A 19,366-nucleotide genomic window follows, 5' to 3' on the forward strand; every position below is an offset into this window, starting at 1 on the left:
TTTTGCTCCTTCCAGCGTCTAAAGAAAAGGAAGTGGTCTAATTAAGAAAGGGAGCACCTTTTCCGCAATCGGAAATACGCCCCGGACAAAGCTGCGCAAGCAGACGAATTTCCATGCCCATCGGGAGGTTAAGATCGGTGATGAAGAAACCTGCATCCATACGAAAACCGCAAAGCGCATCAATTCCAAATAAACGGGATTCGCGGCAGCCGAAACCGGGAACCGTTCGTGCCGGACGTCTCGGGATCGCGCTGTGCCTGCCCCTGATCCTTCTGCCCGCCTCGGCGCTGCCCGCTTACGGGGCCGCTCCGGCGCAGCCGCAGCAGGCCGCTGCCGCTTCGACCGCCGAACAGTCGGCCGCGGCGCTCCAGGCGGCTCCCTATTTCAAAAGCGTGCCCGAAGCAGACGACCGCGCCTCGCTCGGCGTGATCTATTACGAAAAATCGCATGCGCCGCTTACCGTGATCGGCCGCCGGGGCGAACTGCTCGAGACGCGGACTCCTTTCGACGAGCGGGCTTACGTTCCGGTCTGGTATACGGAAAGCCGGGCGGCCGAGGCCGAAGAATCGGACCCGTTGATTCTCCGAATGAAACCCGGCGCGCGCCTGCATCTGTTTCCGGAGAGCGAATTGTCCTGGCCCGCGGAGTACGCCTCTTCGGGCGCCATCTCGGCAATCCGTTACGGCGACTGGTACGGAATCTCCCTGCCGGCAGAACCCGGCTACGAAGGCGGCTCCGTCGTCCGTCCCGCGCTGCTCTGGGTCGAAAGCGATCAGGTTCTCAGCACGCAGGCCCCGGTATCCGGTCTCCTCTCGGCCGATTCGACCGTGCCGACGGATATGGTCCGCAGCCTGACCGAAACGTTCCTGACGGAGGGAGCGACCGCGGACGAAGTGCTTAAGCTGCTGGGCGAGCCTTTCTCCCGCACGCCGCTTTCCCATTTCGAACGGACCTGGGAAGGCGACTCGAACGAACGCGGCGTGCTCTGGCGCTATGAACGCGGCGATGCGCAGATGACGCTGTCGTTCGATCCCGGCGGCAGGCTGACCGGTTGGAACTGGATTCAGCCTACTGCCGACGCCGCTCAGACCGGCATCAATTCTTCCCAGCCTCCTTATGTATTGAAATACGAATTCCGCACGCTTCCTCCCGTCCCGTCCGTATCTCCGAAACCGGCCTGGCAGGCGCAGGACGATCTCGACGCGCAATACCTGCTGGCGGCTTCGGAAGACGCGCTGCTGATACGCAGCGACGATTCCTTCATCAGCGGCGGACATATGGAAAGCGGCATCTATGCACTGGATCGCGCAAGCGGCCAAAGGCTGTGGGAAAGAGAGACCGGATCCGGAACGGCGGATGCGCTGTTCGGCCAAGACGGGCGTTCCGTGCTTCTGTTGACCGGTTCGGCTTCCGAACAGGACGGCGTTCCGAAGCTGCGGAGCATCCGTTTGAGCGACGGAACGGTTCGTTGGAGCCGGGAAGTCGACGGCAAGGAAGAATACGCGTCGCCTGTCCTGAACGCGGCCGGAACCTCCGTCATGCTCAGCCTGCAGCCGGGCGAAGGCGAAAAGGGCAAGTTGACCGTCCTGTCTCAACGCTCGGGAGAGGTGCGCTGGACCAAAGAATTTGCCGACCCGTATACGGTGTTGAACAAAGGTTCTGACGACCCGTACGTTCTGATTCAGCAGGGACGCTGGATTCAGGCGCTTGATCCGCGTACGGGAAAAGCGGCGTGGAGCCTTAAAGCGGACAGGGATGCGCCGGCGTCCTCCCGTTCCGCTTCTTACGCGCCAGGCGCCGAACGCGCGGACCCTTTTGCCGCGCGCAACGGATTGCGCTGGCTCACGCTCGGCGGGGATTGGGTCCGCATGAATACCTCTACCGGCGAAATCTCCGGACGTTACCCGATCCGCGCGAACGAGCAGGTCGATCGGCTCGGCGACGGAAATCTGCTGATCCGCCGCGCGTCCGATGCGGCCGCTTACGAGAAAGGCGCGATGTTCCAGACGGTCTTTTACGACGCCAAAGCCGGCAAGGAAGTCTGGAGCCTGCCCGGACGCGCCGAGCATGCGCTGCCCGGCAAGGATCGTCTCTACGTGCTGCTGAACGGCATTCCGGCCGCGCTCTCGCTCGAAGACGGCCAGCCTCTGTGGCAGGCGGAGACTTCGGAATTCGCGCTCGGCGGGCTGAACGGCAGCGTACCGGCCGGCAGCTTCGTCGAGATGGACAAATACGTTCTCCTGCCTTACGGCCCCGATCTGCTCGTCTTCGATGCCCGGAGCGGCAAGCTTCTGCACCGGATCGACGGATTTACCGTGACGTACAACGAGATCAACGATCTGTGGGTCCGGAACGGACTGCTGAACGCCGACGGAAAAACGTTGTATCTGGGTTCGGCGAACGGACAATTCACGGCCGTCGACGGGTCCGAGCTGAATCGGGCGCTGGACGCGGAACCGGACTTTTTCGCCCATTAAAAAAAGAGTCCCGGGTGCCGATTCGGCGAATAAATTTAATCCGGGACTCATCTTTTTTTTCGAATGAGGCGTATAATAGAAACATGACCTACCGCACCTCACCCTAAATTCCGAGGAGGGACCGTTATGACAGGCAGACCGAATTATTCTTTGTGGATGACCGAGTTTCTACTCAGTCCCGATCCCGTCAAAGAGCAGCGCATCCGAGAAGTCGAACGGGAGGACAATCCGGAATTGATGAACAGCATTCGGTTTCACCTTGCGCTCCGCAACCAGGTTTATCTGCTGCGCAGAAGAAGCTGCCGCAGAATCGGCTGATGCCGTCTGCAGGCCGCAAGATCGGCTTTATGCGCGCCGCTCGGCGCTTCCTTATCGAAAGCCTGTCCGCCGGATAGGCTTTTTTGTCGTCGCGAAGGGCAGCCGGTAGGCGCGGTCGGCGCGCGGCAAAACGGAAAATCCGTTTTTTGCGCCGCTTTTTTTGCGGCATGAAGCAAGTTTGGCGTATACTGGGTAACGGAACCGAACACCGAGGAGGAACAAATAGATGAACTCGAACCGTAAAAAAGCGCTCGGCCTCGCCGGCGGCATCGTCGCGGTCATCGCGATCGTCGCGTTGGTGATTTACCTCGTTTACGCTCGATCGAACCCGGAGGCAAATCCTTTCACCCTTCAAATGGGGCAATCGCTGAATGCCGACGGCACGGCCGTGACGGACAACGGCACGTCGTTCAGCCGAAGCAAAACGATCTACGCGATCGCCGACTATCCGGACAGCGACGTTACCAAAGACCATACCGCCATTATGGCCGTCATTTCCGAGAGCACCGGCAAAGTCGTTCAGCAGCAGGAAGTCGAAGAAGACGAGTCCACGCAGCAGGTCGCTATGGAGCTGGACAACAAGAATTGGGAGCCGGGCATTTACGAACTGACCTTCGCCCGCAGCGGCACGATGGTCGGCACGATCAACTTTTCGCTGCACGAATAACCGTCCGCCGCGCCCGTCCTCGAACCGCGAAGCGGACCGCATCCGACGCATGCCTTTCCGGCATGCGTTTTTTTGTAGTACAATAAGCCCCGAGACGATTGTACAAGGAGGCCTCTTTTTAACCCGATGAACAACTACCAGACTTATTTCGAACAGAACCGCGACAAGCACCTCGGCGAACTGAAGGAATGGCTGTCCATCCCGAGCATTTCCGCGCTGTCCGCGCATAAAGGCGATGTACGCCGCGCGGCCGAGTGGCTGAAGGAAGCGTTGGAACGCGCCGGACTCGAGAACGTGACGCTGAACGAAACGGAAGGACATCCGATTCTGACGGCCGATCACCTGCACGCCGAAGGCGCGCCGACGCTGCTGATTTACGGTCATTACGACGTGCAGCCGGTCGATCCGCTGAATCTGTGGGAGACGCCTCCGTTCGAGCCGAACGAGCGGGACGGCAAGCTGTACGCCCGCGGAGCGACCGACGACAAGGGTCAGGTCTTCCTGCACGTAAAAGCGCTCGAAGCGATTTTACGGCAGGAAGGCAAACTTCCGGTCAACGTCAAGCTCTGTATCGAAGGCGAAGAGGAAGTATCCAGTCCGAACCTCGTTCCGTTCCTGCACGACAACGCGGACAAACTCGCGGCCGACGCCGTGCTGATCTCCGACACGTCGCTGCTCGAACGCGGCAAGCCGGCGATCAGCACGGGCCTGCGCGGATTGTGTTCGCTCGAGGTAACGCTGAATACCGCCAATACCGACCTGCACTCCGGCTCGTTCGGCGGAGGCGTCCCGAACGCGCTGCACGGCATCGTAAGCCTGCTGAATTCGCTGCACGACGAGAAGAGCGGACGCGTGCTCGTGGACGGCTTCTACGACGACGTGCTGCCGCTGACCGACGAACTGCGCGGCGAGCTCGAGAAGATGGAATACGACGAGGAAAAGCTGAGAACCGACCTCGGTCTCGACACCCTGTTCGGCGAAGAAGGTTTCTCGTTCCTCGAGCGCACCGGCGTTCGTCCGACGCTCGAACTGAACGGCGTATACGGCGGATTCCAGGGCGAGGGCACCAAGACGGTCATCCCCAAGGAAGCCCATGCCAAGATCACCTGCCGCCTCGTGGCCGACCAGGACCCGCAGGACATTCTGGACAAGATCGAACGCCATCTGCGCGCGCATGCGCCGATCGGCGCCAAGCTTACGATCGTTCCGGGAGAAAAAGCTTTTGCGTTCAATATCGACCCGGCTCATCCGTTCCTGCAAAAAGCCGCGGACGCTTACGAAGCCGTGTACGGCGTTCGCGCCCTGTTCACCAAGGACGGCGGCTCCATCCCGATCATCGAAGCGTTCTCCCGCGTGCTGAGCGCTCCGGTCGTCCTGATGGGCTTCGGTCTGCCGGACGAAAATCTGCATGCCCCGAACGAACACTTCAACCTGGAGAACTTCGACAAAGGACTGCTGACTCTCGTTCAATATTTGAAGACGGTCTGATCCCGTTTCGCCTCAAGAAACCCGTTCGCCCCGTTTCCCGGCGCGACAAAAAGCCGCTCCCGAAAAGGAGCGGCTTTTCTTTTCGTTCCGGAAAATTCGGTTCAAGAAAACGTTCGGGCACGAAGCGTCTTCCCGAAGCGGCGAGCGCGTTCGGCCTTAAGCGAAAAACCTATTCCGCGTAATACGTGAAGCCGATCGCTCCCGGTCCCGTATGCGTACTGATGATCGGACTCGTGTAATCGATTTCGATCTGCGAGTAACCGGTCAGCTCGTGAATTTTGTCCTTGAGGTTCTCCGCCAGCTTGAAGCCTTCCGCATGGGCCAGGCCCACTCCCTTGATCGTGCGTCCTTTTACGTCGTCGGCAAACTGCCGGGCAAGCTGCTTCACGACCTGGGCATGACTCCGCACATTGGTGATGATGCCGAATTCCCCGTCGCGCAGGGTGCCGATCGGCTTGATATGCAGCAGCGATCCGATCAGCGCTTTGCCTTTGCCGATCCGTCCGCCTTTGACCAGATTATCCAGCGTGTCCACGACCACGAACAGCTGGGTGGCGGCGCGAACTTCGTCCAGACGCGCGACGATCTCTTCCATGCTGCGTCCTTCTCCGGCCATGACGGCAGCCTCGATAACCTGGAAAGCCAGACCTCTGGAAATATATTGAGAATCGATCACGGTGACGTTCGTTTCCGTCATGTCCGCAGCCATGGCCGCGGAACGTACCGTTCCGCTCATGCTGCCGGTCATGTGAATGGAAATCACGTCATAGCCTTCGGCGCCCAGGCGGTCGTATAGCTCCACGAACGTTCCGGCCGCCGGCTGCGAGCTTTTCGGAAGCTCTGCCGCGTGGATCATCTTTTGAATAAACGAAGCCGGCGTAATGTCCACCCGATCCGTATACATTTGTCCGTCAATCGTAAAAGACAGCGGAACCATTTCAATCCCGTATTCCGCCAGTACCGCGTCGTTCAGATCGACGGTCGAATCCGTAACCACTTTAATTTTGCGCATTCGTCACTCTCCTGTATCCGATCAGCCGACATCCGCCGCCGCTTCTGCATCGGAAGGTGTTCGTCTTAGCTGTCCCATCCAGTATACAACCCCGAGCACGCTCGCACAAATCCGAAACAATTGTGTAAAATTCTACTTATCAAACTTTTACATATTTAAAGAAGTCATTTTTATCCATATCCCGTTCAATCGACTGTAGGCGCGGATTGGCGTCCCGCATAATAAGGCTGACCGGGATCGACATCGAGCACGATGCGGTGCGGTCCCGCCAGCGCGTATTGATGCTCGCAGCGCCAGCGGACTTCTTCCGTCGGCCCAAACGTCTCTCCGTCCTTGATCACGTCGCCGCAGTCGAACAGATAGTAGCCGAGGTTGGTCAGCTGCTGCGCCACTTCGTTCGGTTCCAGATCGAAGAAGTGGCACTGCACGTCCGGCACGCCGAGCGCGGCCAGCCCGACAGTGTCCATAAGCATCTCGCTCCGTTCGCTGCCCGTTCCCTCCACATTGAAAAAGCGCAGGTTCATCGCTCCGTACAGAATTCCGCCCGCTTCGATCGCCGTCAAGTAATCGCCCGGTTCCAGCAGCTTGTCGCTCTCCCGGAAATAAACGGCGTCGCAAGGCACCGTCTCCAGCACGGCCCGAAGCGCGCCGGTAACGAGGCGCAGCCGCTCCTTCGGTTCCAGTCCGGATGCCATCATATCGATCAGGCGTATCGAATATCGGCATTCCTCGAGAACCGCTCCCGCTTCCGGCCAATGCCAAGCCTGCTGCACCGCCGTCTCGTATTCGGAAGCCGGCCGGTTCGGCGTAGGCATCAGCGAAGTCTGCGCCGGCATCTCGCCGTCCGCGAACTTGACCGGATAATTCAGGTGGAAAAAGTGCAGCATGTCCGTCTCCGTCTTCTCCGACGGCTCCCATACGAGCAGATTGTCCGACAGCTTTTGTTCCTCCGGACGGTCGACCGTGCCCGTGTACAGCTGCATTTTCTCGTATAACCGTTCCCGCGAAAAATCGGGACGTTCCTTGTATTTCAGCTCTACGGTGTAAACGCGGGCAAAACCGAAGTCCCGCTCGGCTTCCAGCATATCTTCGGCAGACGAACCGGATCCTTCTTCCCGCTGTCCTTCCGCTTCGAACCGTTCGTTTTCGTGTGTCATTTCGTTTGCCTCCCGACTGCCGCGGACTTTCGCTCCGGCCCTGCGGCTTGAATGATGTATGTACGGCCTTACGGTCGATCTTCCTTTTCGGCTCAGCTGGAATAGTATGAGCAGTAGGTGCGGTCGAAGCTGCCTTTCAGCAGGTCTTCCCTGCGCATGAAATAGTGCAGCACGCCCGCGTCTCCCCACATGAAGCCGATATCGTCGTCCGAATCGATCTCCGCCAGCATGACGATGTCCGCCACTTCGCGCTCCGCCCGCTCCCGGTCGCCGCCGAGAGCTTTCGTCAAGCGTTCGATCGCCTCCTTCGGGTCATAAGTCGAGTCGCAGCCGAACAGCTCCAGCGCGGCCATGTATTCGTCGTCGCCGTGCTGTCCCTCCGCATAGCCGAACATTTTGACCGCCGCGGACGGCTCGCCGTCTTTCAGCGCGAAACCCAGCTCTTCGTATTCCTCCCAGCCGTGATTCTCGTCTTCGATCGCATCCTCGTCCACATAAGAATAACCCGGCAGATCCAGCGAACCCTTCGCCTCCACGCGGTACGGACGGTAAGGCCCGAAATCCGCTTCGAACGGCAGTTCTCCCGGAGCCTGCCTGCGCGCCGCTCCCTTCATCTCCTCCGCGCTTGCGTACAGCACGCGGTGCTCGGTCTCCAATCCGTAATCGCCCACGAAAAAGAACAGCACGCCGTCCTGAGGCAGCCGGTTCTCCGCGTCTTTCGTCCCCGCCAGGTTGAGCTGCAGGACAAACGACATAAGCATGCCGTCCGAATCGGCCGGCCATTCCCAGCCTTCCGGCAGGTCCGGTTCTCCGCCGATCCGCGAATTTCCGATTTCCACGTACGAATCCCGGCCCGCTTTGAATCCTATGACCGTCTGCTTCGCCGTATTCAGCAAGTAATCCTCCGCGTGCGCGAAATCATGCTCCTCGATCGCCTGCTTCAACCGGTTGAAATTCCCTTCGTTCAAACTCATTTCGATCCCTTCCTTTCCGTCCGGCACGATGCGGTCCGGCGTTCGCCCGCGATGCCTTCTCCGCCGCGCTTCCGTCTCTAAGTATAAACGATTCGGAAGCCAAAATCCCAACGCCGGAGAAACCGGGGCGAGTCTTTGCCCGGGCCCTGAATCGGCAGAGCTTGTTTGAATCAAAGCGTTTCCTTTCCGACTGTCCGATAAACTGGTAAAATAAAAAAGCTTTGCTGTAAAAAAGGAGGTCCGCAATTGGAATCGCTCAGGCGCCTGATGGCCGGAATCGCCGAATGGCCGCGCAATGTCAAACTGTTTTTCGCCGCAAACCTGCTTTACCAGATCGGCGGCGGCATGTTTTCCGTTCTGTACAACCTCTATATCCAGGGAATCGGCTATACCGATGCCATGAACGGCCGTGTCGTCAGCATCCAGTCGCTCGCGACGGCCTGCATCTTCATTCCCATCGGTCTGTTCGGCGACCGCCTCAGCCGAAAAATGCTGCTGATCGTAGGCGCCCTGTTCAGCGGCATCGTGTTCGCTCTGCGCGCATTCGCCGAAGCGGAACCGCTGCTGCTTGCGCTCGCCGTCTGCTCCGGCGTGTTCGCCGCTTTCTTCCAGGTGCTGGCGATTCCGTTTCTGGCCGAAAACGTGAAAAAGTCCCAGCGGTTGGCTCTGTTCAGCGCTTATTCCTCGCTGATGCTTGCCGCCCAGGTCATCGGCAGCATGGGCGGCGGCGTACTCGCCGACGCGCTGCAGCACTCCGGCCTGGAGCGCGTCGCCAGCCTGCGCTTCACGCTGTTTGCGGGCGGCATCGCCACGCTCGCCGCCTTCGCGCCGATGCTGTTCATCCGCGAAGATCGGCGAAAGTCCGAGCCGCCGAAGACTTCGCCCGCGGAAGCCGGCCGGGATCTCGGGCCGGAAGCCGCGCCGGAAGCCGTGGGGACGGCTGCGGAGGCCTCCGGCTCGTCGGGCCGAAGCTCGCGCCTCATCTTCTGGTTCGTGCTCGCCCAGCTGCCGATCGGACTCGGTTCGGGTCTGGTCGTCCCGTATCTGAATTTGTACTTCACGAATCGGTTCGGCGTCTCGCTGACGACGATGAGCCTGCTTATTTCGCTCGGTCAGGTGATGACGATCGTGTCCATGCTGATCGGACCTTCGCTGTCCAAACGGGTAGGTCCGGTCAACGCCGTCGTCATTTTCCAGATGCTTTCCCTGCCTTTCCTGCTGACGACAGGCTTTACCAACATCGCCCTGATCGCCTCGGTCACGTTCCTCTTCCGCCAGGCGCTGATGAACGCCGCCAATCCGATCCAATCGGCGATCATGGTCGACCGTATTCCCGACAACAAGCGGGGCATCGCCAACTCCCTGACCCAGACCGCCTTTATGCTCGGCTGGGCCAGCATGGGACCGGTCCAGTCGCATCTCGTCACGACTTACGGCAATTATTGGGGTTACGCCATCACGTTCAGCATTACCGGCGCGCTCTATGTCAGCGCTTCGCTGCTGTACTACTTCAAGTTTCGCGAGTCCCGCCCGGACAGACGCCTCAAGTCGTCTCCGGTCCGCTAAGGCGCCGAACGCGTCCCCTATTCCGCCCTCCGCCGCAGGGACCGCACGACAAAAAGCCGCGCCGGACGTATACCGTCCCGGCGCGGCTTTTCGCGCTGAAGAGCGGCCGGCCTTTTACCGATTTCAAGGCTTAAACCGCTCCGAAACGCAAAAAACAGCGGAATCGAAAAATCGATTCCGCTGTTCGGCAGCCCGTGATTCGGTTATGCGGTGTCCGGCCTTCGCTTAAGCTTCGACCAGAACCGGCGTTTCGTACGCGTTGCTCAGCTTGCGCTGACGGCGCAGCACCGCTTCCGGCGGCGTAACCGCAGGAGCGTCCGGATGCAGCAGCCACGACTTGACGAAATGCGTGTCGGAGACCTTGAACATCGGAGGCTCCTTCTCGAAATCGATCTTCATGGCATAATTGCTGCGCAGAGCGAACGCGTCGCCGACCGGAGGATGCAGCAGGTCGGGCGGCGTGCCCGGGATGGCGGTCAGCTTCTCTTCGCCGTTGCTGTCGAGCGCAGGCATCGAAGAAAGCAGTCCCCATGTGTACGGGTGGCGCGGATCGTAGAAGATCTCGGCGGCCGTACCCATTTCGACGATCTGGCCGGCATACATGACGGCTACGCGGTCCGCCATCTTCGCCACGACGCCGAGGTCGTGGGTGATAAAGATGATGGCCGTACCGATCTTGGCCTGCAGGTCCTTCATCAGCTCGAGGATCTGCGCCTGGATCGTCACGTCGAGCGCCGTCGTCGGTTCGTCCGCGATCAGCAGCTTCGGATTGGCGGCCAGCGCCATGGCGATTACGACACGCTGGCGCATACCGCCGGAGAACTCGTGCGGATACTGGTTAAAGCGCTTTTCCGCGTTCGGGATGCCGACCAGGTTCAGCAGTTCAAGACCGCGAGCGCGCGCATCCGCTCCGGAGATCTTCTCGTGCGTGAACAGTACTTCGGTGATCTGCTTGCCGACTTTCATCGTCGGGTTCAGCGAGGTCATCGGATCCTGGAAGATCATGCCGATTTCCTTGCCGCGCATTTTTTGCATCTGGTTTTGCGATTTTTTGATCAGGTCCTGGCCTTCGAACAAAATTTGTCCCCGCTTGTATTGTCCCTGCGGTTCCGGTACCAGCTTCATGATCGCCTGGGACGTTACGCTCTTGCCGGAGCCCGATTCGCCCACGATCGCCAGCGTCTCGCCTTTGTCCAGATGGAAGTTAACGCCGCGAATCGCTTGGACTTCGCCGGCGCGCGTTCTGAATGAAATCGCCAAATCTTTGACCTCGAGAAGTCTCTCCATTGTCTCCACTCCCTATAAAGCCCGTTCGCTGAAGAACGGGCGGTTTTATCGCTTTTCGCATATCGTTCTCGCGTTTTGTCCGCAGCCGCGCACATCGCGTTTCCGAACGTTTTTGTATGATCATGAGAACATTGTTTTACGAAACCGTATATAATATTGTAACTGCTTGCCTATCTGGCAGTCAAGCGCACATTAGATGTTAGGTGTCTGCTCGGCGCGGACCCGGTCAGCCTGCATTTCCGAACATTCGCTTCAAAAAAACGGCGCGCTTCTTCTCCGCATCTCTACGCGGAAAGCTTCGTTGAAATCGCGAAGCAAACCGGTATGATGAAGAGGACGGCGCGCGGCCCGACAGCGTCCGCGAACCCGAACCGCCGCATACGAAGGAGGCTGCATGCCATGACCAACAAAGAAGCCCGGCTGGCGGAAGTCCGCCAATTCCTGCCCGAATGGCTGGAGTACAGCCGCAAGGAAGCCTTTTCCGGAGAAGTGGCTTCCTATATCCCCGAACTGTCCAAAGCTCCGCGGGACGCGCTCGGCATTCATCTGCTCGACCTGAACGGCGACCATGCCTCGGCGGGAGACTGCGGAATGGCGTTCACGCTGCAGAGCATATCCAAAGTCTTTACCCTGATTCTTGCGCTGATGGACAACGGCGAGGACGCCGTGTTCGAACGGGTCGGCATGGAGCCGACCGGCGACAACTTCAATTCGATGCTGAAGCTCGAACTTGTGCGTCCGGGCATCCCGTTCAACCCGCTGATCAACGCCGGAGCGATCACCGTCTCTTCCATGATCCGCGGCGCCACCGCCGAAGAGAAATCGCTGCGCATCCTCGAATTTTTCCGCCGGCTGTCCGGCGGAAGCCCGCTCGAGATCAACGAAGCGGTCTACCGTTCCGAGCTGCAGACCGGCAACCTCAACCGTTCCATCGCTTATTTCCTCGTGGAAAACGGCGTGCTCGGCGGAGACGTCGAAGAGGTGCTGTCCGTCTACTTCCGGCACTGCTCGATCGAAGCCAGCTGCCGCGATCTCGCCCGTATGGCGCTCGTGCTTGCCGGCGACGGCACCGACCCGCTGAGCGGGGAATATTTGATTCCGCGCCGCTACGTGCAGATCGCAAAGACGTTCATGATCACGTGCGGCATGTACAACGCCTCGGGCGAATTCGCCATCAAAGCCGGGCTTCCGGCCAAAAGCGGCGTGTCCGGCGGCATCCTGACCTTCGTGCCCGGCGCGCTCGGAATCGGCGTCGTCGGCCCCGCGCTGAACGCCAAAGGCAACAGCAGCGCGGGCGTGCATCTGCTCGAACGATTGTCGCAGCGCATGGACTGGAGCTTGTTCTGAAAAAGGGAAAGGCCGCAGACATGTCTGCGGCCTTTCCCTTTTTGCGGCGGCGAATCTCCGGCAGGTTCCGTCAAGCGCAAGCCTGGTTTGTCCGTCTTACCGGAACTCCATCCGCCGCGCCCCCGCGAACTTCCCGCCCTCAAACGAAGCGCAGTAGATGTCCGGCATGGAAAGACGCCGCCAAAAGTCGAATCCGTACCGTTCGTCGAAACCGCCGAGCATCAGCGTCAGAATATCGCCGTGCGTGCCGACGGCGATCCGCTCGCCGGGATAGCGCCGCAGCAGTTCAAGAAGCACGGCCGACGCCCTTTTCCGCGCTTCCCGGCCGCTCTCCCCGCCCGGAGGCCGGTAATCGAAGTCCTCGTAGCAGCGCTGCTTCTCCTCCAGGAACCGATCCGCCCCGATGTCCCGCGAGCCGGAGACGAGCCGCTCCCGCAGATCGTCATGGATCTCGACGGCGATTCCGGCCGAGTCCGCCAGCGGACGGATCGTGTCGATCGCGCGCCGGTAAGGACTCGAGACGAACACGCCGACGCCTTCCCCTTCGAGCCGGCGCCGGACGGCTTCGGCGTCTGTCGTTCCTTCCGCGGACAAGCCGCGCTCCAGCTCCATGCCGTGCACGTAAGCCGAATGGGCGTGGCGGACGAAGTACAGCCGGGTCTCCTCGGACGGGCCCGTCCGAGGAGACTTTTCCTGCAGGAGCGCCGCCGGAACGCAAGGCTCGGAATGCGGCAGCCCGCTCATAAGGCTCCCTCCCAAAACACCCGGTATTCGCCAAGCAGACCGTCCAATTCGCCAAGCTGCGCATAAGACGGCAGATTCGACGGCGCGGCGCCGCCCCGAATAAGCGGCAGCGCCAGATACAGCTTGTGCAAGCTGTGGCGGTAGGCCTCTTCCGGAGCCGGCTCCCCGGCGCGGACGACGCGCAGCTCATGGGGCCGGTACAGAAGCCGGCCGGCCTCTTCGGCGGTCGACGGATGCCGCCGCAGCAGCGCCAGCAGCTCGTCGTCGGCCAAGCCCCCGAGTTCCGCGGGGGGCAGGCCGCCGGCGTCGATCAGGCGCCGCGTCAAGGCCCGGAGCACGGCGATGGGTCCGACGTTGTCCGGCGAAGCGTGGTAATGCGCTTCGTGCAGGATCAGCCGCAGCGTCAGCTCGGCGGCGTCCGCGTCCGCTTCGAGATGCGGACCGGACAGCCGGAAGCCGCGCAGCAGCTCCGGCGCGGGCTTCGGCAGGATGCCGAACGAAGCGGCGCTGCGCACCCACGAATCCAAATGGTCGGCGTGCAGAATCTTCTCGCCGCTGCGCAGCGGGCTCGCGATTCGGCCTTCGATCAAGTCGAGCACTTCCGCGCGGTCCAGACCGCCGTCTTCCAAAATGCGGCGAATTTCTTCCGCATGCAGCTCCTTCTCCGCCCGGGCATGATGGTCGAAGCCTTCGATCCCTTCCAGCGCATGGCTGAACGGTCCGTGGCCCGCGTCGTGCAGCAGGGCGGCCGCTCTCAGCTCCGGCCGTTCCGGCGCGAAATGCGCGATCAGCGCGAACACCCCGAGCGTGTGCTGGAGCCGCGTCGACGTATGCTGCGTATGCAGCGCGGCCGGTCCCGCATGCCGGACAAAATGCAGCCGCCGAAGCGTTTCCGTGCGCAGCAGCGCCGTTTCCGTTTCGCTGAGCTCGGTGACCGTTCCCCACAGCGGGTCCCTGAGCGCGCCGGGGCCCGCCATCTGCCCGTACATTCCGGCTGGCTGTCCGCTCGTCAGGGACGACGTTTCAGAATTGAACATCCTTCCACTCCTTCCGTCAATTTTCTTTTTATGCGAAACGACAGAGGCGATCGGTTTCGCGGGTCTGCTCCGTACGGACAGCGAACGATTCCCCGACGGGTCGGCCGCATGCGCCGCCGCGCGACTGCGCCAGACGAACCTCAGCTGCCGCGACGTTTCGTTTGACGCTCATTCGCCAAGTATACCCGACCGGCGCACTTCAAGAAAGCTCGACTTCTTTCGATGCCTTCGCATACAATCGGAATACGGGCCGCAACGGACACGTTCGCACCCCGACGAAAGGAGCCGCGCCGACGCATGAAAAAATGGATCACCCTTGCCCTCTACGCCGGCGCTCTGCTGACGATTCTGATCTGCCGAGGCGAACTGCAAGCGCTGATGGAGGATGTCTCGCTGCCGGCAGCCGCCGGTTTCGCTCTCGCTTTCCTGTTCGCCTTTTTCCCCGTCCTGCCCTATAAATTGGTCATCGCTTCGCTGGGATTCCTGTACGGCCCCGCCGCGGGAGCGCTGATCGCCTGGCTGGCGGTCACGGCCGCTTCGCTGCTGCAGTATACGCTGGTACGCCGCTTTTTCAGAAAGCAGGGACAAGCCGCACTGGCTCGCTTCTCCGGATTGGAGCGGGCGGGAAGGCTTATGGAACGACGGCCGTTCGCCGTGATCCTCGCCGCCCGCTTGGTGCCGCTGCTGCCGCAGGCGCTCGTCAACTTGTATCCCGCTTTTCTGAACATCCGTCCGGCCGTATATATCGTCGCGTCCGCGCTCGGCAAAATTCCGGCTATGCTCGTTTTCGCTTTCGTCGGACAGAACTTGTTTACCGATCTGCCGAAAACGCTGACCGTGCTCGCGCTGTACGGCGGATTTCTGATCGTCGTTTATGCCGCATACCGATTCAAATTCCGCTCCCCGGCCGAGGAAGAGGCGGACAGGGATCCTCTCTAGACCTTTCCCGCTCCTCCAAGGAGGCGGCCAAGCCCGTTTGCTCATGCGGCCTGCGGGGTAAATGGACAGTATGCAGGCGGAGCGAGAAGCGCCGCCGGAAGAAAGGGTGGGAAACGATGGATAAGCAAATCCAAGCGCTGACCGAGTGGCTGAACGGCAAAGCCGGGCAAACGCTGAAAATCGAAAAAAAGGAAAACGAAGATACCGACGTCGTGCATTTCGAGCTGGAGGAGATCGGGGAACGCCCGCAGGACAATCCGGTAGACGATTACTTGGAACGGGCGCTGCTGCTGCGCGGAGCCGGCAGCATTCTCAACGCCGACGGCGAAAAAGTTCCGGTCCCCGGCGACAGCTACGAGATCGTGCTGAACGATCTTGAAATCGGCAGTCGGAGCGAAGATCGTCTCGAGCTGAAAAACGACCGGGCGGCCTACATTCTCACCGTCGCCTGATTTGTACGCCGTATGTCCGGCTGCCGACTCGGCAGCGATCCGGTTCGGCGGAAGCGCGGCAAAAAGGAGGCCCGTCATCGGACGAGGCCTCCTTTTTCGCGGGAGTCGTCCCGAAAGCGCGATTCGAAGCCGCCCCGCCCTCCCGCAATGACAGGGCAGGGTTATCCCATCAGCAGACGCGAAGCCCGAATCCGGATCGATTCCGCGCGCCCGGCCTGGGAACGATGCTCCAGCAGCCGGACGTGGAGCCGCTGGAGAAACAGCCGGGCATTGACGCGTCCTTCTCCGGCGAACGGCTTCGCTTCGGGACCCGGAGCTTCCCCGAACCGCTCCAGCCAATCGGCAAAGTCCTGCTCTTCGACATTTCCGCAGGTCAAGACCGTTTCCGCCGCCGCGGCCAAGCGATCGTCTTCGTCATGCACGAATACCCGGTCCGCCGTCAGCAGCCTGCGGCGGACCGCTTCCAGCATTTCGAGCCGTTCGGACGGACCCGCCAGCTTCGATCTTCCCAGATCTTCCAGCGCGTCCGCCGCATGCGCCGCGGCGTGCGCCCATCCCCGCCCGCCTTGCGACTCATAGCCGCGAAGATCCCTCTCTTCGTCCAGCGCGCGCAGGACGGTTCGGAACATGATCCTCCATTCTTTTTCCGTCAAAAAAGCTTGCTCCCGATCCGCGGACAGGATGAGCGGCAGAAGCAGCATCGAAAAAGAACGCACGAACACCGTATCCGTTCCGTTTTCGCCGATTCCGTACCCTACATGCCGCTCGTCCAGCGCGGTATTCATCAAGCTCCGCAGCTGTTCCGCTTTGAACACCCCCGCTCCGATCCAATCCGAAAACGAACCGTAAATCAGCTCGTCCCTCAGCTCCGGATCGGGATCGCCGATATGCTCCAGCATCGCGGCAGCCAATTCGCCGAGCCGTTCCGGCTCCGGAAGCCGGCCCGAACGGCGAATTTCCCGCAGCGCCGCCTGCAGATTGTCCCGTTCTGCCGCGTCTGCCCGGACAGGCATGCCGGCGATCCCGGCTTCTTTCGCCGCCTTTTTCAGCGCGGCAATCTGGGCGTAGTGATGCCGGCAATGGTCGCCGACGTGCCAGATTCCCCAGCGGACGGTCGCGGAAGCTCCCTTCTCGTAAGGAACCTGCCGCTGCAGATCTTCGTCGCTCAAGCCCAGACAGACCCGGTGCAGCCGCTCATGCACGGCGCGGCACTCGCCAAGCAGCTCGGCGGCGCTCCGGCCCGAGACTGCCGGCAGCCGGCCGCTTTCGTCGTACATCGGTCCGAATTCGGCCAGCGCCTCCGGCGGATAAGGAAGAGACTGCAGCCGATATACCCAGTACAGCTCCGTTACCGCAAGATGACGGAGCAGCTGCGCGGCGCTGTTGCTTCCTCCGTCCGGGAGAAAATCGAGCTGCTCCGCGCTCATGCCCCCTGCCAACCGTTCCAAGCGCCGCAAATTGTATTCGATCATCGCGTACAGCATGCCGACCGCGGGAGTCAGGGCGGAGTCGACCGTAAAATCATAGGCAGAGACTGCTTTTCTTTCATTCGCATTCAAGTTAATGCTCCCCTTTCTTATTGGACCATTATATCATTTCTCCCGGCATTTCCCGTTTTCCGTTCCGCACCCGCGTTTGAGCCCCTGTTTTCGTCCCTCTTCCCTTACGCCCGGGCAAATCAAAAAGCCCGCCGTTGCCTCGGCGGGCTTGCGGCAGGCTCTATGATAACCGCTCGGAAGCGGGAAGATGAAAGATACTTACTTAGCTTCGGAGCTTTGGTACATTTCGATCAGTTCTTCGATTGCGGCTTTGCTGACCATTTTGCCTTTGAAGTAAACCAGATCTTCGGCTTCGCCGGTGAAGATGCAGGTAGGCGCATATTTTCTCAGAATGATGCGCTCGCCGTCAACGAAAATTTCCAGTCCGTCTTTGATGTCGATGCCCATTGTTCTGCGGAGTTCGATTGGGATAACAACCCGTCCGAGTTCGTCTACGCGTCTTACGATACCTGTTGCTTTCATTGCTATAATTCCCCATTTCGATTAAAATGTTAGTTGTCGACAAAGGATCGTCGTTATTCGATATTATTCGACAATTTGTGCTTGCTTCCACTCTACTCCTCTTTATATATCTTGTCAATATGGAAATTTATACTACGGTTAAAAATTTTGCATATTTTATTGAATGAAAAAGCGAAACGCACGGAATAAGCGTTTCGCTTTTTCATTTATGCGCGATTTCGCAGAAACCCGCGCCGCGGCGCATCCATTTTCTATCATTTTTTGGGAGTCGATTTCGACAGTCGGCTGCTGTCGAACCGCTCGAGCAGCCTTTCCGTCAGCCAATCCAGCTGACGCAAGATCGATAATCCGTCGTTGAACCAGAACCGTTCCAGCGGAACGGGATAAGTTCGCCCTTCCCGCACGGCCGGAAGGGCCCGCCATTCGGGCGAATCGAGCAGCCGTTCGCCGTCCCTGTCCCCGTCTTCGGCATAGACGGTAAGAAACATATGGTCCGCCGCATAGTCGGCAAACCGCTCGGGCGCGATCCGCTTATACCGGCCGGGGACGATGACTTCGCGGTGAACGCGCTCGGGCGCAGGCAGCCCCAGCGCTTCGTGCAGCACGTAAGCGCCGCGCACCCCCTGATCGAGCACGTACAGATTGCCGAAGGCAATTTCGTAAAAAGCCGCCGTTTCCCCCGGGGGAAACACGGACGCGACTTCGGCGCGCGACTCGGCCGCCCGGCGCCGAAAATCGGCAATCCATGCCGCCGCTTCGGCCGTCCGACCAAGCTTGGCGGCCAAATGTTCCAATTGGCGCACAGGATCCGAATCCATCCAAGGATGCACTATCGTCGGCGCGATCCGGCGCAGCGTCTCCAGCCGCTCCCGCTTAAGGTAAGCCGGAGCGACAATGAGATCCGGCTTTAACCGCGCCAAAGCTTCCGGATCGCTTTCGTCGATCCGTGCCGTGCCGTTCAGCTCCTCGGCCAGCTGAACGGAATAATCGGCCGTCCTTCGCTCGACGGCTTCCGGCGCAAGCCCGAGCGCCAGCAGCGCGCCCGCGAACTGCAGCGCGGCGATGCGCTTGGGCCGACGGCGGAACTCCGTCGGATGGCATCCGGTCGCCTGTTTGAACTTGCGGCTGAAGTACAGGCCGTCGGGATAGCCGACCCGGGCGGCGATCTCGCTCATGCCGAGACCGCTGAGCATGAGCAGCTCCTTCGCCTTTTCCATGCGAACCCGAAGAATGTAATCCGACAAGCTGAGCCCGGTCTTCTGCCGGAACAGCCTTGAGAAATAATGCGGATGGTATCCCGCTTCTTCCGCCAGTTCCTCGCGCGACAATTTCCGCGCGTATTCGGCGTCGATCCGCCGGACCGCGCGTTCAACTGCCGATTCTTCGCGATCTTCCTCCCGCCGAGGCACGGACGAAAACAGCAGTTGGAACAGCTCCAGCCAGTCCCGCTGACGGGTCAGCGGCGGCTCGCCGTGCAGCGTCTCCCGCATTTCTCCCGCGGCCAACTCCCGCATCAAAGAAAAGGCCCGCCGCGGCAGTCCGGAGTGGACCATACCCGCAGAGGGCAGCGAATCGTTGTCGTCCTGGTATACGAGCTGGCCGCGTCCTTCCAGCGAGAGCCGGTAGCGGTCGAAGCTGATCCGGTAGAGCCGAAGGTCGCCGGGAGGCACTCGGCGCAGTCCGATCTTCATCCCGTACTCGGCAAGCACCGCGGTTCCCGGATACAAATCGATTCTCGTTCCGTCGATAAAGAGAATCCCCGCACCGCTCTCGACCGCGATCAGCGTCGGCGAGCCGGCGAAAAAGTTCTCTTCTTCCCGCTGCTCGCCCAGCATAAGCGGGGCGAGCTCTCGCAGCAGCACATGTTCGTCTCCCGTCAT

General features: G+C 60.4%; 17 protein-coding genes. 8 read left to right on the forward strand and 9 right to left on the reverse strand.

What is annotated here, in order from left to right; translation table 11 throughout:
* Positions 1 to 140: 140 nt before the first annotated feature.
* From GYN08_RS09810 to GYN08_RS09825, 4 genes are all read left to right on the forward strand, one after another.
* A complete protein-coding gene (locus GYN08_RS09810; protein WP_235946167.1) occupies positions 141 to 2,477 on the forward strand; it encodes an outer membrane protein assembly factor BamB family protein in 2,337 nt (778 codons plus the stop codon).
* A 126-nt stretch (positions 2,478 to 2,603) separates the two neighbouring features.
* Entirely contained in the window at positions 2,604 to 2,795 is a 192-nt protein-coding gene (locus tag GYN08_RS09815; protein ID WP_166274037.1) for a hypothetical protein, read from the forward strand.
* Between the two features lie 226 nt (positions 2,796 to 3,021).
* Positions 3,022 to 3,462, forward strand: a complete 441-nt coding sequence (locus GYN08_RS09820; protein WP_166274038.1) for a hypothetical protein — start codon at positions 3,022 to 3,024, stop codon at positions 3,460 to 3,462.
* 126 nt (positions 3,463 to 3,588) lie between these two features.
* The gene (locus GYN08_RS09825; RefSeq protein ID WP_166274039.1) at positions 3,589 to 4,950 is read left to right on the forward strand and encodes a dipeptidase; all 1,362 of its coding nucleotides are present in this window, start codon (positions 3,589 to 3,591) and stop codon (positions 4,948 to 4,950) included.
* 169 nt (positions 4,951 to 5,119) lie between these two features.
* Here the strand turns inward: GYN08_RS09825 and GYN08_RS09830 are convergent, their stop codons facing one another.
* From GYN08_RS09830 to GYN08_RS09840, 3 genes are all read right to left on the reverse strand, one after another.
* Positions 5,120 to 5,962 (reverse strand): DegV family protein, encoded by an 843-nt coding sequence (locus tag GYN08_RS09830; protein WP_166274040.1) that lies wholly within the window; start codon positions 5,960 to 5,962, stop codon positions 5,120 to 5,122.
* A 185-nt stretch (positions 5,963 to 6,147) separates the two neighbouring features.
* Positions 6,148 to 7,119: a DUF4261 domain-containing protein gene (locus tag GYN08_RS09835; protein WP_166274041.1), complete on the reverse strand. Its 972-nt coding sequence runs from the start codon at positions 7,117 to 7,119 to the stop codon at positions 6,148 to 6,150.
* Between the two features lie 92 nt (positions 7,120 to 7,211).
* Positions 7,212 to 8,093 carry a DUF1963 domain-containing protein gene (locus GYN08_RS09840; protein ID WP_166274042.1) on the reverse strand — a complete coding sequence of 294 codons (882 nt, stop codon included), beginning with the start codon at positions 8,091 to 8,093 and terminating at the stop codon, positions 7,212 to 7,214.
* A 246-nt stretch (positions 8,094 to 8,339) separates the two neighbouring features.
* On the opposite strand from GYN08_RS09840, the gene GYN08_RS09845 reads away from it, so the two are divergent.
* A complete protein-coding gene (locus GYN08_RS09845) occupies positions 8,340 to 9,659 on the forward strand; it encodes an MFS transporter (RefSeq protein WP_408015056.1) in 1,320 nt (439 codons plus the stop codon).
* A 225-nt stretch (positions 9,660 to 9,884) separates the two neighbouring features.
* Here the strand turns inward: GYN08_RS09845 and GYN08_RS09850 are convergent, their stop codons facing one another.
* Entirely contained in the window at positions 9,885 to 10,946 is a 1,062-nt protein-coding gene (locus GYN08_RS09850; protein ID WP_206023681.1) for an ABC transporter ATP-binding protein, read from the reverse strand.
* Between the two features lie 399 nt (positions 10,947 to 11,345).
* Between GYN08_RS09850 and glsA the strand changes: the two genes are divergently transcribed.
* Positions 11,346 to 12,293, forward strand: coding sequence for a glutaminase A (gene glsA / locus GYN08_RS09855; RefSeq protein ID WP_166274044.1), 948 nt, complete (start codon positions 11,346 to 11,348; stop codon positions 12,291 to 12,293).
* A 96-nt stretch (positions 12,294 to 12,389) separates the two neighbouring features.
* On the opposite strand, the gene GYN08_RS09860 is transcribed toward glsA, so the two are convergent.
* Entirely contained in the window at positions 12,390 to 13,037 is a 648-nt protein-coding gene (locus tag GYN08_RS09860; protein ID WP_166274045.1) for a histidine phosphatase family protein, read from the reverse strand.
* Complete coding sequence (locus GYN08_RS09865) at positions 13,034 to 14,074, reverse strand: HD domain-containing protein (RefSeq protein WP_166274046.1); 1,041 nt, start codon at positions 14,072 to 14,074, stop codon at positions 13,034 to 13,036. Before GYN08_RS09865 ends, GYN08_RS09860 begins: the two co-directional genes overlap by 4 nt.
* 297 nt (positions 14,075 to 14,371) lie before the next feature.
* On the opposite strand from GYN08_RS09865, the gene GYN08_RS09870 reads away from it, so the two are divergent.
* On the forward strand, positions 14,372 to 15,013 hold the full coding sequence (locus tag GYN08_RS09870) for a TVP38/TMEM64 family protein (RefSeq protein ID WP_166274047.1): 642 nt from the start codon (positions 14,372 to 14,374) through the stop codon (positions 15,011 to 15,013).
* A 116-nt stretch (positions 15,014 to 15,129) separates the two neighbouring features.
* The gene (locus tag GYN08_RS09875; RefSeq protein WP_166274048.1) at positions 15,130 to 15,465 is read left to right on the forward strand and encodes a hypothetical protein; all 336 of its coding nucleotides are present in this window, start codon (positions 15,130 to 15,132) and stop codon (positions 15,463 to 15,465) included.
* Between the two features lie 161 nt (positions 15,466 to 15,626).
* Here GYN08_RS09875 and GYN08_RS09880 read toward each other — a convergent pair whose 3' ends face one another.
* The 3 genes from GYN08_RS09880 to GYN08_RS09890 all read right to left on the reverse strand — a co-directional run bounded on the left by GYN08_RS09880 (position 15,627) and on the right by GYN08_RS09890 (position 19,366).
* The gene (locus GYN08_RS09880) at positions 15,627 to 17,024 is read right to left on the reverse strand and encodes a DUF2785 domain-containing protein (protein WP_166274049.1); all 1,398 of its coding nucleotides are present in this window, start codon (positions 17,022 to 17,024) and stop codon (positions 15,627 to 15,629) included.
* A 198-nt stretch (positions 17,025 to 17,222) separates the two neighbouring features.
* Positions 17,223 to 17,486, reverse strand: a complete 264-nt coding sequence (locus GYN08_RS09885) for an AbrB/MazE/SpoVT family DNA-binding domain-containing protein (protein ID WP_166274050.1) — start codon at positions 17,484 to 17,486, stop codon at positions 17,223 to 17,225.
* Between the two features lie 254 nt (positions 17,487 to 17,740).
* Complete coding sequence (locus GYN08_RS09890; protein WP_166274051.1) at positions 17,741 to 19,366, reverse strand: AraC family transcriptional regulator; 1,626 nt, start codon at positions 19,364 to 19,366, stop codon at positions 17,741 to 17,743.

The sequence above is a fragment of the Saccharibacillus alkalitolerans genome, from assembly GCF_011090185.1.
Lineage (GTDB): Bacteria > Bacillota > Bacilli > Paenibacillales > Paenibacillaceae > Saccharibacillus > Saccharibacillus alkalitolerans.